Source organism: Streptomyces sp. NPDC007875 (assembly GCF_042868035.1).
GTDB classification, from domain to species: domain Bacteria; phylum Actinomycetota; class Actinomycetes; order Streptomycetales; family Streptomycetaceae; genus Streptomyces; species Streptomyces antimycoticus.
Genome location: NZ_JBIADZ010000005.1, coordinates 421,155 through 434,765, shown reverse-complemented (window position 1 = coordinate 434,765; position 13,611 = coordinate 421,155). Strand labels below are relative to the sequence as shown.

The following is a 13,611-nucleotide window of genomic DNA, read 5'->3' as shown; positions in this document are numbered from 1 at the left end:
GGCCGCACCCTTGTAAGGATGCGGCCCGCCCCGCGCGCTCAGCGCAGGCTCAGAGCGCCGACAGCTCCTCCACCAGGTCGTCAAGCCCCAGCGAACCCTGCGACAGCGCTGCCATATGCCACTTCTTGGCGTCGAAGGCGTCGCCGTGCGCCTTACGGGCCGCCTCCCGCCCCGTCAGCCAGGCCCGCTCGCCCAGCTTGTAGCCGATGGCCTGGCCCGGCATGCCCAGATAGCGCACCAGCTCACTGTCGAGGAACTCCGCCGGACGGCCGCAGTGCAGCCCGAAGAACTCCCGCGCCAGCTCCGGAGTCCACCGCTCACCGGGGTGGAACGGCGAATCGGCGGGGATCTCCAGCTCCAGATGCATCCCGATGTCGACGATCACCCGCAGCGCCCGCATCATCTGTGCGTCCAGATAGCCCAGCCGCCGCTCCGGGTCCGACAGGAAGCCCAGCTCGTCCATGAGCCGCTCGGCGTACAGTGCCCAGCCCTCGGCGTTGGCGCTCACCATGCCGACCGTGGCCTGGTAGCGGGAGAGCTGGTCGGAGACATGTGCCCACTGGGCGAGCTGCAGATGGTGGCCGGGGACGCCCTCGTGGTACCAGGTGGAGACCAGGTCGTAGACGGGGAAGCGGGTCTCGCCCATCGTGGGTAGCCAGGTCCGGCCGGGGCGGGAGAAGTCCACCGACGGCTGGGTGTAGTACGGCGCCGCGGCGCTGCCCGGCGGGGCGATCATCGACTCGACCCGCTTGACCCGCTCGGCCAGGTCGAAGTGGGTGCCGTTCAGCTCCTCGATGGCCTCGTCCATCAGCTCCTGCAGCCACACCCGCGTCTCCTCGACGCCCTCGATATGCGCACCGTGGGTGTCGAGGTGGCGCAGCGCCTCCCACGGGTTGGCGCCGGGCAGGATCTTCTCGGCCTCGGTGCGCATCTCGGCGTGGATGCGGTGGAACTCCGACCAGCCGTACGCGTACGCCTCGTCCAGGTCGAGATCGGTGCCGTTCCACATCCGGGCCCAGCGGCGGTAGCGCTCGCGCCCCACCACATCGGCGGCGCCCTCGATGGCCGGGGCATAGGTCTCGCGCAGCCAGTCCCGCAGCGTGACCAGCGCGCCCGTCGCCGCGGCCGCCGCCTCGTCCAGCTCACCGCGCAGCGCGTCCGGCCCCTCGGCGGTGAAGTCGGCGAACCAGCCGCCGTCCGTGCCGATCCACTCCGTCAACTGCTCCAGGACCGTGGCCACCTGCCGGGGCCCGGCCGGCAGGTTCCGCCGCAGCCCCTCGGCGAGCGAGGCGCGGTATCCCTCCAGCGCGGCCGGTACGGCGCGCAGCCGGGCCGCGACGGCCGACCAGTCCTCCTCGGTCTCGCTGGGCATCACGGTGAAGATGCCGCGCACCGAGTGCAGCGGGGAGCTCAGGTTGCTGACCGCGCGCAGTCCCTCGTGGGCGTCGTGCACGGCGAGCTCGGCGGTCAGCCGCTCCCGCAGCAGCCGTGCGCAGCGGCGCTCGGCGTCGCTGTCCGCGCCGGGGCGCGCCTCGGCCTCGGCCAGCCGGGCCAGGGTGGTGCGGGAGAGGTCGGCGACGGCCTCGGCCCCGTCGGGGGAGAAGTCCGGGAGGCGCCGGGAGCTCTCGGGAACGCCCAGGTAGGTGCCGGTGATCGGGTCGAGTTCGATGAGGGCGTCGACATAGCTGTCGGCGACCTGACGGGGCAGCGGAGCGTTCTTGGTATCGGACATGCGGCCCATCCTCATACGTTCCGGGGTGCGGCGTCAGCACCACGGGAGTGTGACGAGCAGGAACAGAGGTGTGCTACGAGATTGCTGAGCCGTCTCGGGCGGGCGGCAGCAGCGGGCCGCAGCTCCACTGCTGGAAGATCAGCCGGGTCTCGACCCGGGCCACCTCGCGGCGCGAGGTGAACTCGTCCAGCACCAGCCGCTGCAGATCGGCGGTGTCGGCCACCGCGACATGCACCAGGTAGTCGTCCGGCCCGGCCAGATGGAACAGCGCCCGCGACTCGGGCAGCGCCCGGATCCGCTCCACGAACGGGCCGACCAGCTCCCGGCGGTGGGGCCGCAGCTGAACCGAGAGCAGGGCCTCGAGGCCGCGTCCCAGCTTGGCGGGGTCCAGGCGGAGTTCATGGCCGAGGATCACGCCGGAGCGGCGCAGCCGGGCCACCCGGTCCAGACAGGTCGAGGGCGCCACACCGACCTGGGCGGCCAGATCGCGGTAGGTGGTCCGGGCGTCGTTCTGCAGCAGCCGCAGAATCTGGAGGTCCACCGGATCGAGAGCGACGGTTTCGGCCATCGGCCGAACGTAGCACGGACATCTGCCGCGAGCGTCCGGTGGTTGTTCACCCTTCACCCATGGACATCAGGGAGAGCACGGAGGGCATGGGGACCACGGGGACCACAGGGGCCACGGGGACCACGCCGAGCGCACAGGGCCCGCGCGGCGAGGCCGGACGGCACGCGTTCGCCACCGAGGCCGTCCACGCCGGGCGCGAGGACCTTCCGGCCATGGGACTGCACGCCGTACCCCTGGATCTGTCGACGACCCACCCCTCGTACGACAGCCGCCAGGAGGCCGCCAGGATCGACGCGTTCGCCGCCACCGGCGCCCGGCCGGACGGCCCGCCCGTCTACGCCCGCCTGGACAATCCCACCGTGGCCCGCTTCGAGACCGCCCTGGCCCGGCTGGAGGGCACCGAGAGCGCGGTCGCGTTCGCCAGCGGCATGGCGGCGCTCAGCGCGTGTCTGCTGGCACGCGGGGCCCAGGGGCTGCGGCATGTGGTCGCGGTCCGCCCGCTGTACGGCTGCAGTGACCATCTGCTGGACGCCGGGCTGCTGGGCACCGAGGTCACCTGGGTGGATCCGGCCGGGATCGCGGAGGCGATACGCCCCGACACCGGCCTCGTCATGGTGGAGACCCCGGCCAATCCGACGCTCGCCGAGGTCGACCTGCGGGCCGTCGCCCATTCCTGCGGCACGGTCCCGCTGCTCGTGGACAACACCTTCGCCACACCGGTGTTGCAGCGCCCGGCCGAGCGGGGCGCGAGCGCCGTACTGCACAGCGCCACCAAGTACCTCGGCGGACACGGCGATGTGATGGGTGGCGTGGTGGCCTGCGACGAGGGGTTCGCCCGGGCGCTGCGTCAGGTGCGGTTCGCCACCGGCGGGGTGCTGCATCCGCTCGCCGGATATCTGCTGCTGCGCGGACTGTCCACGCTGCCCGTACGGATGCGGGCCGCCTCGGCGACCGCGGCCGAGCTGGCCCGGCGGCTGGCCACCGACCCCCGGGTGGCCCGCGTCCACTATCCGCGGATCGGCGGGGCGATGGTGGCCTTCGAGACCCGCGGCGATCCGCATGCGGTGATCGCCGCGGTGCGGCTGATCACCCCGGCGGTCAGCCTGGGCAGTGTGGACACGCTCATCCAGCACCCGGCCTCCATCAGCCATCGGATCGTGGCCGAGGGGGACCGCCACTCCTCGGGGATCGGCGACCGGCTGCTGCGGATGTCGGTCGGGCTCGAGGACGTCGAGGATGTGTGGCGCGACCTGGACCAGGCGCTCGACAGCGGCCCGGCGGGGCGCGGCGCCCACCGGGCGGAGCCCGGGGCCCACAGCGATGTCCCGGCCGGTGTCAGCGCGAGTGCGGCAGCGGGGGGACCGGCGCCGGTGCCTGGTCGAGGCGGGCGCTGATCACCAGCGTGCCCTGCTCGATCTGGTAGTCCAGCGGGAGTTCGAGGGAGCGCATCGCGGTCACCATGCCGGTGTTGGCCGACTGGGTGACGGCGTACACGCTCTCGTAGCCGGTCTCGGCGGCCATCGCGACCAGCCGCCGCAGCAGTTCCCCGCCGACGCCGCGCCGCTGCCACTCGTCCTCGACGATCAGCGCGACCTCGGCCTCGTCGCCGTCCCACAGCAGATGGCCGAGGGCGACCAGCCGCCCGGAGGCGGTGTACGCGGCCAGGGTGCGGCCGAAGCGCGGGCTCAGCAGATGGGCGAGGTAGCGGTCGGCGTCGCCGACCGGCCCGTGGTACCGCAGCCTGAGCGTCGCGGGGGAGCAGCGGGCGTGCATCTCGAGGGCCGCGGCCAGGTCGCCGGCGTCGGCGCGGCGCACGGTGATGGCGTTGCCCTCCGGCAGCGTCAGCACATCACCGTCGTGCGGGATCCGCGGGCCGAGCCGGGCGTCCAGCTCGACCAGCGCGCGGGCCCGGGCGAATTCGGTCGGGGTGAACGGCAGATACGGCCGCTCGATGATGATCGCGCCGCCGGACGGGTCGCGCAGCCGCATCACGGTCTCCTCCAGGACACCTTCGGCGGGCGGTGTGCTCTCCAGGGAGCGGCCGCTGAAGGACTTGGCGGGAATCGAGTGGATGGTGCAGCGCCCGAACAGCTGGCGCAGGGCGAGCGGGAGTTCGGCGGCGTCCAGGGCGGTGCGGGTGGCCAGGGTCAGCGCCCGGGTCGGCGCGTCCACCAAGTCGTGGGCGTCGGCCCGCTCGGCCCAGGTGTCGCTGCCGCCCGCGGCCGCGACGGCGTCGGTCAGCTCGCCGAACGGCAGGGCCTCGGGCGCGCGCAGCAGGAACTCGTCCACCGTGCCGTCCGTCAGCGGATGGGTCTGCAGGGCCAGGATGTCGACCCGGTGCCCGGCCAGCGCCGCGCACAGCACGGCGAGGGTGCCCGGCTCGTCCCGTACGGTCGTGCGCATCCGCCACAGCGTGGTGGCCTCGGGGGCCGTGGTCTCCGGGGCGCCCGCGGCGTGGGCGGTGTGCGCGTCGGCCGCGGGCGAGGGTGAGCTGCCCGGCGGCGCGTGGTCCTGGCGCCGTGACCACCATGCGACCAGCTCGTGCCGCCAGCGGGGGCGGTGCCGGGAAGGGGGCTCGGGGGTCGCTCGAAATGTCATGCAAACACCCTCGCGCAAAGGTGTTGCGTGATCACGAACGGACTGTGACCTATGGGTTAAGGGCGCATCTGATATTAGAAGCTAATTTTGTCCGAAATCAAAAGGTTGAAGTCCGAGGTTCCGTCACCCTACCGCCCACCTGCGCAGTACCCTGCCGCAACGCCGTGCGTAGGCCCGCTGGAAGAGCGGCACCAGCGGCCCGCCGGCCCGGCTGAACCAGGAGTCGGGGCGGCTGAACGCCGTCACCGTCAGCACCACCGAGCCATCCGGCTCCAGGTCCACCAGGAACGACTCCTCGCCGCGCTCCGGATGGCCGGGCAGCGTGCCGTACGCGAAGCCGGTCCGCGTCTCCTCCGCGACCGTCCACACCACCTCGCACGGCGCGCGCAGCCGCAGCCGCCCGACTCCCAGGCCCACCACGACCGGCCGCCCCGGGGTGGCGACCGGATCCGCGGCGCGGATCGACACCCCCACCGCCCGGTGCATCCGCCAGTCCATGACCGCCCGCCCGGCCGCCTCGAACGTGCCCCGCCCGTGGCCGACAAGGGTCCGCACCCGCAGATGGCGATAGCCGGAGGGCAGCGGCCACCGCCGGGTGGCACCCACCTCCCGATAGGTGAGACAGGAGGCCGGGCCGGGGGCGTCGGTGGATCCCATGCCCGTACGGTACGCGGCGGCCTTACGGCGAGCTGCGCCGGAACACGGCGGCCTTACGGCACGCGGTCAGGATGACGCGACGCCCTTGCGGTGCCCAGTGCGGGAACGTGGCGCCCTTACGGGGCCTTCTCGGGGGCGCCGTGCCGGGCACTTCCCCGGTGCGGGCGCCCGGTTATTCACTGGGCGTTCGTAAGAGCGGCATCTTGCACCGATAACAAACACACCAGCACAGCAGTTCTACGAGCAACGGGAGGCACCATGGGGCGGGAATCCGGCACAGGGATCGGACGGCGCACGGTACTGCAGGGATCGGCGGCCGCGTCGGCGGCGCTCGCGGTGCCCGCCGTGGCATCGGCAGCGTCGGCCGCGTCCGGCGCGCCCGCTCAGGCGCTGTCGGGGCGTCCGAGCGCCCAGTGGGGCGTTCAGGTGGGGGATGTGACGACGTCTTCGGGGCTGGTGTGGGTCCGCTCCGACCGTCCGGCCCGCATGATCGTGGAGACGTCCGCGACCGAGTCCTTCGCGCGGGCCAAGCGGTGGCGGGGCCCGCTGGTCGGCCCCGGCACCGACTTCACCGGCCGCACCGCACTGCACGGCCTGCCCGCCGGGAGCCAGGTGCACTACCGGGTGCTGCTGGCCGACCCGGAGGACCCGCGCCGCACCAGTGAGGCGGTCCACGGCATGTTCCGCACGGTTCCCGAGCGCCGTAAGGACGTGCGTTTCGTCTGGTCGGGCGATCTGGCGGGGCAGGGCTGGGGCATCAACCCGGACCACGGCGGCTACCGCATCTTCGAGGAGATGCGCCGCCGCGAGCCGGACTTCTTCCTCTGCAGCGGCGACAACATCTACGCCGACGGCCCGATGACGGAGACCGTCAAGCTGCCCGACGGTTCCACCTGGCGCAATCTCATCACCCCGGAGAAGACCAAGGTCGCCGAGACGCTCGACGAGTACCGCGGGAACTTCCGCTACAACCTTCTGGACGCCGCGCTGCGCCGCTTCCACGCCGAGGTGCCGACCATCACCCAGTGGGACGACCACGAGGTGCTCAACAACTGGTACCCGGGCGAGATCCTCGTCGACGACCGCTACACCGAGAAGAACGTCGACGTGCTGGCCGCCCGCGCGCGCCAGGCGTTCGCCGAGTACTTCCCGATCAGCACGCTGCGGCCGGACCCGAGCGGCCGCGTCTACCGGGTCCAGCACCACGGCCCGCTGCTGGACGTCTTCGTGCTGGACTGCCGCACGTACCGCGACCCCAACTCGCCGGGCCGCCAGCCGGAGGACGCCCAGGGCATCCTCGGCGCCGAGCAGCTCAGGTGGCTCAAGCGCGAGCTGTCGCGGTCGCGCGCGGTGTGGAAGGTCATCGCCTGCGATATGCCGCTGGGCCTGGTGGTCCCGGACGGGGACACCGACTTCGAGGCCGTCGCGCAGGGCGACCCGGGCGCCCCGCTCGGCCGTGAGCTGCAGATGGCGGATCTGCTCCGGCACATCAAGCACCGGAAGATCACCGGCACGGTGTGGCTGACGGCGGACGTCCACTACACCTCGGCGCAGCACTACGACCCCTCGCGGGCGGCGTTCAAGGACTTCGCGCCGTTCTGGGAGTTCGTCTCCGGTCCGCTGAACGCGGGTGCCTTCCCCTCGGTGAAGCTGGACGGCACGTTCGGCCCCGAGCAGCCCTTCGTCAAGGCGCCGGCCGTGGCGAACGTCTCGCCCGCCGAGGGCTTCCAGTTCTACGGCGAGGTGGACATCGACGGCGACAGCGCCGAGATGACGGTCCGGCTGCGCGAGGACGGCGGCAAGGTGCTCTTCACCAAGGTCCTGCGGCCGGGTCTGGTCGGCCAGTAGCCGTATGCGGCGCGGTGTGCGGCCCCGTGTGGAACACCCACGGGGCCGCACACCGGGCGGCGCGCGGGAACAGCGGGAGATCCGGGATGCCCGGCGGAAAGCCGGTCGTCAGCGGCTGCCGTCCAGGATGACGCGGGCGACCAGCGCGGGGTCGTCGTTCATGGGCACGTGGCCGCAGCCGGGGAGCCGGACCAGCCGGGCGCTGGGGATGACCCGCTTGGCGCGGACGCCCTGGCGGCGCGGCAGCACCCGGTCGCGCGAGCCCCAGGCGATGGTGACCGGGATGTCGGGGATGTCATGCGTGAACAGCTCGGAGTTTCCCGCGGCCAGCGTGGCGTCGAAGCCGACCGCCTCGCGCATCGCCCGCGTCTCGGCGACGACCGCGGCCGGTGAACGCCGTGCGGGCCGGGCGTAGATGGCGCCGGTCAGTGCGGCCCGTCCGGCGGCGCCGCGGGCCAGCCACGCCACCAGCGGCGGCGGCAGCGCCCGCGCGCCGGCCCGCATGGCGGACAGCACGCCGACGGCGTAGCGGCGCTCGGCCTCGCTCCAGAACTGGGCCGGGGACAGCGCGGTGACGGACCGTACGAGTCCGAGTCGGCCCAGTTCCAGGGCGAACAGCCCGCCGAGCGAGTTCCCGGCCACGTCGGGGCGCTTGACGCCCAGGGTTTCGAAGAGCGCGCCGAGCACCCGTATGACGCCGTCGAGGTCGTAGGGGATGCCGTCCGGCAGCGCGTCCGACGCCCCGAAGCCCGGCAGATCCACGGCGATCACCTCGCGGTCGACCGCGAGGATGTCCAGCACCGGCTCCCACGCCTGCCAGTGGTGGCCGATGCCGTGCAGCAGTACCAACGGCCGCCCCGCGCCGCGCCGTTCGTGGACGACCCGGGCGGTGCGGGGACCGCCGGGGGTGGCGACGGAAAAGGAGAGGGACGCGGGCATGGGATGGCTCCTCGCGATCGACGTTCGGGCAGGCGCGCATGCGGCGTATGAGACAGCATGTCAGCAAGAGTTACCGGAGGGTAGTCCCGGTGCCGGTGCCGGTGCCGGTGCCGGTGCCTACGTCGGCGCCGACCGTGAGCCGTGCGCGATCCGCGGCGCGGCTACAGCCCGCCCGCGACCCGCAGCACCGCGCCCGTCGTGTACGACGCCTCCGGCGACAGCAGCCACGCCACCGCGCCCGCGATCTCCTCCGGCTCGCCCGGGCGCCCCATCGGCACCCGCCCGGGGTCGCGCCACGGCCGCTCGGGGTCACCCATCCGCGCGTGGATGTCGGTCAGCGTCATCCCGGGCTGGACGGAGTTGACCCGGATCCCCTCCGCCGCCAGCTCCTTCGACAGTCCGACGGTCATCGCGTCGACCGCCGCCTTGCTGGCCGCGTAGTGCACATACTCCCCGGGGCTGCCGGTCGTCGCCGCACCCGAGGAGATGTTGACGATGGCGCCGCCCTGTCCGCCGTGGCGCGTGGACATCTCGCGCGCCGCGCGCCGGGCGCACAGCAGGGCCCCGGTCACATTGACGTCCACGACGCGGCGCATCACCTCGGGTGAGGTCTCGGTGAAGCGGCCCAACGGCCCGGTGATCCCGGCGTTGTTGACCAGACCGGTGACCGGGCCCAGCTCCTCCCGCACCCGGTCGAACATCGCCTCGACCTGCTCCGCGTCGCTGGTGTCGGCCTGGACGACCACCGACCGCACACCCTCCGCGCGCACCGCCGCCGCCCACCGCTCGGCCGCGTCCTGGGCGCTCTCGTAGCCGATGGCGACGCTGTGCCCGGCGCGGGCGAGCCGCACCGCCACCGCCGCTCCGATACCGCGACTGCCCCCGGTGACCACCGTGACCCGGTCCATGCCCATCCGCGTGCTCAGCTCCCGCCCCATAACGCATTTCGTTCCGACGGTCACCGACGATAACCGGTCAAAGGATTGGTCTTGACCAAGTCCGCACGCCGCCTTATGGTCGCATTGATACTGCAACAACCTTTAATAAAGAAGCGCGCATAACTGTGAAGGCGCGCAGGACTGCCGGCCGTCGGAATCAAGGGGGACAGCGTGGGGACCACGCAGCTGGAATCGGTGCCCGAGCCCAAGTACTGGCATCTGAAGACCGTGCTCAGCGACGCGCTCGACTCGGAGTTCGCGGTCGGCGAGATCCTGCCCAACGAGCGTGAGCTGGCAGCCCGCTTCGGCGTCGCCCGCGCCACCCTCCGACAGGCCCTGGAGCAGCTGGAGCTGGAGGGCAGGCTGCAGCGCCGCCGCGGCGTCGGCACCACCGTCGCCCCGCCCCGCGTCGGCGTGGCCGTCGGGGACTACGCCCACGGCTGGACCGACACCTCCGGTGAGGACACCTGGCAGACCGTGGACAGCACCGAGGTCGTGCCGCCCGCCGAGGTCGCCCGGCTGCTGGAGCTCGACCCCGACACCCCGGTCCACCGGGTGCGCCGCACCCGGATGACCCACGGCCAGCCGCTCGCCGCCGAGCTGCTGTACGTACCGGCCGTGTCCGTCCCCGGCCTCGCCGCCATCGACACCCCCAGCGGGCTGGCCCGCGCCCGCGCGGTGCTGCGCGAGCTGCGCCGGCTGGAGCTGGAGGGCCGTGAGCAGACCGTGGAGCTCGGCTCGGCCCGCGCGGACGACGCCAAGGAGCTCGACCGGCTGCCCGGTGCCCCCGTCCTCCTCGTGACCACCCGCTATGTGGCCGAGGGTCGCACCGCGGCCGTCGCCGTGGCCACCTACCGGGCCGACACCTGCCGGCTCACCTTCGGTGACGCGGCGGGCGAGGAGCTGCTGGCGGGCTGATCCGGGCCTGCTCCGTGTCGTGGGTTCGGCGCATGTCGTGGGCCCGGCCCGCGTCGCGTCGTCGCCGCGTACGCATCCCCGAACCCGAAACGTCCGGCCCGCCCCGCGTCCCGCGTCAGCGGCTCGCGCGGCGGGTCGTCACCGTGCTGTCGACCGCGAAAAGCTCCTGCTCCACATGGTCGAGGGCCAGCCGCAGCGCCCCCGTGGTCACCGCCGCCTCGCCCAGCAGCGAGAGCGTGACCTCCGGGGCCCGCAGACAGTAGCGGGACAGCTCATCACGCAGCGGGGCCAGCACACCGTCCAGCCCGGCGGCCCAGCCGCCGACCACGACGACCTCGGGGTCCAGCGCCAGCACCAGGGCCGCCGTGTCATGCACCAGCCTGCGGACGAAGCGGTCCACGGCCGCGCGGGCGCGTACGTCGCCGTCGCGGGCCAGCGCGAAGACATGCGCGACCTGCGCCTCGTCCAGCGGGTTCAGCGGCTCCCCGGTCGTGGAGAGCACCTCCTCCGGGGCGGCCTCGCGGCCCAGCAGATGCAGCGCCCCGATCTCCCCGGCGGCGCCGCCGAAGCCACGGTGGAGCCGGCCGCCGATCAACGACCCGGCCCCCGGGCTCAACCCGGCCAGCACGAAGACCACATCGTCCGAGCCGACCGCCGCGCCCTTCCAGTGCTCGGCGACCGCGGCCGTGTTCGCATCGTTCTCCACCAGCACCGGACAGCGGAAGGACCGCCGCAGCCGCTCGCCCAGAGGCAGTCCGGTCCAGCCGGGGAGCGCGGTGCACAGATGGACGGTGCCATCGGCCTCGACGATGCCGGGGCTGCCCACCCCGACCGCGCGCAGCGAGAACCGGGCCACCCCCGCGCGCCGCAGCAGATCCGCCACGGCGGTGCGCACCCGCTCCAGCCGCTCGTCCGCCGACGCCTTCTCCGAGACCTCGCGCACGATCGAGCCGAGCGCGTGTCCGTCGAGGTCCGACAGGAGCGCGGCGACGCGGTGTGCCCCTATCTCTATGCCCAGCAGATGCCCGGCCTCGGCCCGGAAGCGGAAGCGGCGCGCGGGGCGGCCCTGGCGGCGGACGCCGCCCTCCTCGGCGGGCACCTCGACCACCAGACCGCTGTCGGCCAGTCCGTCGATCACGCCCTCGACGGTGGGCCGGGACAGCCCGGTCACCCGCGTGAGATCGGTGAGGCTCGCGCTTCCGGCACAGCCGCCCGCGTCGTCCGGGCCACCCCCGGTGGCCGTGCCGGACGCGGTCGCCGCGCGCAACGCATGCAGTACCACGGCGGAGTTGATGCGTCGCAGCAGAGACGGATCCCCGCCGGTGAGCCGCCCCAACGTCGGCCTCCCTCCCAGTGCGTATCTGCCGGATCGTATCCGCTGGAAGGGGAGGCGGCGAGTGCCTCCTCCCACCCGGACCGCCCGGCCACCGAGATGGTCATCTGACGGGCGGCCAGATGTCCGACTCGCAGGGTTTACTGACATCATGACCAGTACGGCGGACCATGTGGCCGCGATCGAGCAGCTGCGCGCGCGGGACTTCCCCGCGCAGCGGGCCGCCGACGGGCGGGTGGAGAGCGGTCCCGGCTTCCATGTCGCCGACCTCCGCGTCAGCGAGGACTTCTGGGACGCCGACCTGACCCGGGTCGAGGAAGTGCTGGAGGAGTTCGAGGCCGAGCTGAGCGTGCTGGTCCAGGTGCTGACCTTACGGTGGGGCGCCCCCGATGTCCTCGATCTCACCGACTCCCTGGAGCGCTCGGCGATGGGCGAGCCCGTTCCGCCCCCGCTGGACACCCTGTGCGGTTACGTGCCCGAGCTGAGCATCTGGCGCGTAGACGGCCGCTGGGTCGGGCTGGGCGTGGGGCAGGGCGACCGCGAGCTGCCGTTCCAGCTCCTGGTGGCGATAGGGGAGGAGGGGACGATATGACGCCCCTCCCAAGTGGAGACGACACACATACCAACAGTTGACGGTCGAGCGCCTTCCCGCGCATGAACTGCAGGATCAACCCACAGTCGGCCATGGCCCGTAGTAGGCGACAGCCAAGACTACGACGGTCGGGTGTGGCACCTGTGACCATCGGCGGTCGCGATCTCGTACCAGAACCACTCGATCCAACCCAATGTCGGTGGGAACGGTAGATCACACCACTTCAGACCACACCCAGCAACACCTCGTGAGCAAGTCAGAATTCAAGGATGCCGATCACGGGGATTTTCTGGAAACGCTTTAGGTCGATGCTCGCTCTGGCCTTGAGCGGCGGACAGTCTTCCTGCTCAGCTGGTCAACGAAGAACACCCCCGCGACTCTCACGGCCACGGGGGTGTTCTTCGTTTCTGGGAGGGTGCCGCGTGGAACGGACCGACCAGCCGCGCGCCAGCCACCGCTCCTAGATGGAACCGTTCATGCGCGCCGCGAGCGTCGCATCGACAGTCGTCTTCAACAGCACGTCGAGAAGTGCCGTACGCGCCTGGTATTCAACGGGTCCTCGCGATGCCCGGATGCCGTTGGGCAAGATCAGCGGCGTGTGCTCGAGAGGGCGCAGGTCCACAGGGAGTCCGAGGGGCAGCTCGGCCCACACGACTTTCCCTCCCACGCGCGGCCGGTAGGTGTCCCAGCGCTTGGCGAGCTGGTCGACGAGCAGCAGACCACGTCCACCTTCCGCTTCAAGGCTGGGGTTCTTCCGTACGGGCGTCACTTCGGTTCTGTCCCAGACCTCGACGTACAGACTGGCCTCAATAGCGCGAAGCTGTATCCCGATGACGTGCTCCGCCATGATCCGCCACGACTTCGGCTCCGGCTCGGCGATGCCACTGGCCTTTACCGCGTTGGTGACGAGTTCGCTCATGACGAGCGTCGCCGTCTCGGCGTGCTCTTCAAGCTGCCAGAGCTTCAAGGTGTGGCCGACGAACATTCGCGAGCAGCCGACAGCCGTAGGTACAGCGGCCAAGCGCAGCGAGGATGCGTACAGAGGGATCGGGTTCACGGCGTCGGCGCTCATGACGCAGCAGTGTTCGGGTGCGCGACGGTGCTTTGGACGATCCACAGCCGCGCGCCCAGCTCCCGCTCGATGTGGTCACGCATGGCGGCTTGCAGACCGGGCAGCCGGGCGAAGTGCCACACGGACGGCACAATCACGTTCTTGACGTCGTCGGTCTTGAGCGCCTCGACCAAGGCGAAAAAGGCCGACTCATCACGTGCGTCGAGTCGCTCGATGAACAGCCGCTCCAGCTCGAACCCCTCGCGGGTGGCGTAGGTCGCCAACTCCCGTTGGGTCGTTTCGTTTTCGTCTGGGCCGTCACTTACGGCAAGCCGCATGTAGCCGAACATGGCAGGTGGCATCCGTTCCTCCGGGGACTGGAACGGTTGGCGAGCGGTGGCCCGGGGTTCTATCCGCCCGCCAACCTGCCAGCCAGA

At 72.0% G+C, this 13,611-nt stretch carries 13 protein-coding genes; 4 read left to right on the top strand and 9 right to left on the bottom strand.

The genetic code is table 11. The annotated features are described in order from the left end of the window. Positions 1-49: 49 nt before the first annotated feature. Positions 50-1,732, bottom strand: coding sequence for a DUF885 domain-containing protein (locus ACFYOY_RS14185; RefSeq protein ID WP_351884040.1), 1,683 nt, complete (start codon positions 1,730-1,732; stop codon positions 50-52). A gap of 73 nt (positions 1,733-1,805) precedes the next feature. Next, positions 1,806-2,300 carry an Lrp/AsnC family transcriptional regulator gene (locus ACFYOY_RS14180; RefSeq protein ID WP_351884042.1) on the bottom strand — a complete coding sequence of 165 codons (495 nt, stop codon included), beginning with the start codon at positions 2,298-2,300 and terminating at the stop codon, positions 1,806-1,808. A gap of 59 nt (positions 2,301-2,359) precedes the next feature. Between ACFYOY_RS14180 and ACFYOY_RS14175 the strand changes: the two genes are divergently transcribed. Continuing rightward, positions 2,360-3,694, top strand: a complete 1,335-nt coding sequence (locus ACFYOY_RS14175) for a PLP-dependent transferase (protein WP_351884044.1) — start codon at positions 2,360-2,362, stop codon at positions 3,692-3,694. Here ACFYOY_RS14175 and ACFYOY_RS14170 read toward each other — a convergent pair. Then, positions 3,636-4,898 carry a GNAT family N-acetyltransferase gene (locus ACFYOY_RS14170; protein WP_388587118.1) on the bottom strand — a complete coding sequence of 421 codons (1,263 nt, stop codon included), beginning with the start codon at positions 4,896-4,898 and terminating at the stop codon, positions 3,636-3,638. The two genes, ACFYOY_RS14175 and ACFYOY_RS14170, sit on opposite strands and share 59 nt — an antisense overlap. Before the next feature lie 123 nt (positions 4,899-5,021). Then, positions 5,022-5,555: a DUF1990 family protein gene (locus ACFYOY_RS14165; protein ID WP_388587116.1), complete on the bottom strand. Its 534-nt coding sequence runs from the start codon at positions 5,553-5,555 to the stop codon at positions 5,022-5,024. 258 nt (positions 5,556-5,813) lie between these two features. On the opposite strand from ACFYOY_RS14165, the gene ACFYOY_RS14160 reads away from it, so the two are divergent. Beyond that, positions 5,814-7,403, top strand: a complete 1,590-nt coding sequence (locus ACFYOY_RS14160; RefSeq protein ID WP_388587113.1) for an alkaline phosphatase D family protein — start codon at positions 5,814-5,816, stop codon at positions 7,401-7,403. 108 nt (positions 7,404-7,511) lie between these two features. On the opposite strand, the gene ACFYOY_RS14155 is transcribed toward ACFYOY_RS14160, so the two are convergent. Both ACFYOY_RS14155 and ACFYOY_RS14150 read right to left on the bottom strand, forming a co-directional pair. Beyond that, the gene (locus ACFYOY_RS14155; RefSeq protein ID WP_388587111.1) at positions 7,512-8,342 is read right to left on the bottom strand and encodes an alpha/beta fold hydrolase; all 831 of its coding nucleotides are present in this window, start codon (positions 8,340-8,342) and stop codon (positions 7,512-7,514) included. A gap of 161 nt (positions 8,343-8,503) precedes the next feature. Beyond that, positions 8,504-9,250 (bottom strand): SDR family oxidoreductase, encoded by a 747-nt coding sequence (locus ACFYOY_RS14150; RefSeq protein WP_388587219.1) that lies wholly within the window; start codon positions 9,248-9,250, stop codon positions 8,504-8,506. A gap of 201 nt (positions 9,251-9,451) precedes the next feature. Between ACFYOY_RS14150 and ACFYOY_RS14145 the strand changes: the two genes are divergently transcribed. After that, positions 9,452-10,198 carry a GntR family transcriptional regulator gene (locus ACFYOY_RS14145; protein WP_208518614.1) on the top strand — a complete coding sequence of 249 codons (747 nt, stop codon included), beginning with the start codon at positions 9,452-9,454 and terminating at the stop codon, positions 10,196-10,198. Between the two features lie 115 nt (positions 10,199-10,313). Here the strand turns inward: ACFYOY_RS14145 and ACFYOY_RS14140 are convergent, their stop codons facing one another. Continuing rightward, complete coding sequence (locus tag ACFYOY_RS14140; RefSeq protein WP_388587107.1) at positions 10,314-11,534, bottom strand: ROK family protein; 1,221 nt, start codon at positions 11,532-11,534, stop codon at positions 10,314-10,316. Between the two features lie 148 nt (positions 11,535-11,682). Between ACFYOY_RS14140 and ACFYOY_RS14135 the strand changes: the two genes are divergently transcribed. Beyond that, positions 11,683-12,123 (top strand): hypothetical protein, encoded by a 441-nt coding sequence (locus ACFYOY_RS14135; RefSeq protein ID WP_388587104.1) that lies wholly within the window; start codon positions 11,683-11,685, stop codon positions 12,121-12,123. A gap of 460 nt (positions 12,124-12,583) precedes the next feature. On the opposite strand, the gene ACFYOY_RS14130 is transcribed toward ACFYOY_RS14135, so the two are convergent. Beyond that, a complete protein-coding gene (locus tag ACFYOY_RS14130; RefSeq protein ID WP_351884060.1) occupies positions 12,584-13,195 on the bottom strand; it encodes an ATP-binding protein in 612 nt (203 codons plus the stop codon). After that, on the bottom strand, positions 13,192-13,524 hold the full coding sequence (locus ACFYOY_RS14125) for a recombinase family protein (protein WP_351884062.1): 333 nt from the start codon (positions 13,522-13,524) through the stop codon (positions 13,192-13,194). The genes ACFYOY_RS14130 and ACFYOY_RS14125 overlap by 4 nt, the downstream gene beginning before the upstream one ends. Positions 13,525-13,611: the final 87 nt, after the last annotated feature.

Excerpts from the sequence above, each read along its gene's own strand:
- ACFYOY_RS14185 (WP_351884040.1), bottom strand. The coding sequence starts at position 1,732 with ATGTCCGATACCAAGAACGCTCCGCTGCCCCGTCAGGTCGCCGACAGC.
- ACFYOY_RS14180 (WP_351884042.1), bottom strand. The coding sequence starts at position 2,300 with ATGGCCGAAACCGTCGCTCTCGATCCGGTGGACCTCCAGATTCTGCGG.
- ACFYOY_RS14175 (WP_351884044.1), top strand. The coding sequence starts at position 2,360 with ATGGACATCAGGGAGAGCACGGAGGGCATGGGGACCACGGGGACCACA.
- ACFYOY_RS14170 (WP_388587118.1), bottom strand. The coding sequence starts at position 4,898 with ATGACATTTCGAGCGACCCCCGAGCCCCCTTCCCGGCACCGCCCCCGC.
- ACFYOY_RS14165 (WP_388587116.1), bottom strand. The coding sequence starts at position 5,555 with ATGGGATCCACCGACGCCCCCGGCCCGGCCTCCTGTCTCACCTATCGG.
- ACFYOY_RS14160 (WP_388587113.1), top strand. The coding sequence starts at position 5,814 with ATGGGGCGGGAATCCGGCACAGGGATCGGACGGCGCACGGTACTGCAG.
- ACFYOY_RS14155 (WP_388587111.1), bottom strand. The coding sequence starts at position 8,342 with ATGCCCGCGTCCCTCTCCTTTTCCGTCGCCACCCCCGGCGGTCCCCGC.
- ACFYOY_RS14150 (WP_388587219.1), bottom strand. The coding sequence starts at position 9,250 with ATGGACCGGGTCACGGTGGTCACCGGGGGCAGTCGCGGTATCGGAGCG.
- ACFYOY_RS14135 (WP_388587104.1), top strand. The coding sequence starts at position 11,683 with ATGACCAGTACGGCGGACCATGTGGCCGCGATCGAGCAGCTGCGCGCG.
- ACFYOY_RS14130 (WP_351884060.1), bottom strand. The coding sequence starts at position 13,195 with ATGAGCGCCGACGCCGTGAACCCGATCCCTCTGTACGCATCCTCGCTG.
- ACFYOY_RS14125 (WP_351884062.1), bottom strand. The coding sequence starts at position 13,524 with ATGTTCGGCTACATGCGGCTTGCCGTAAGTGACGGCCCAGACGAAAAC.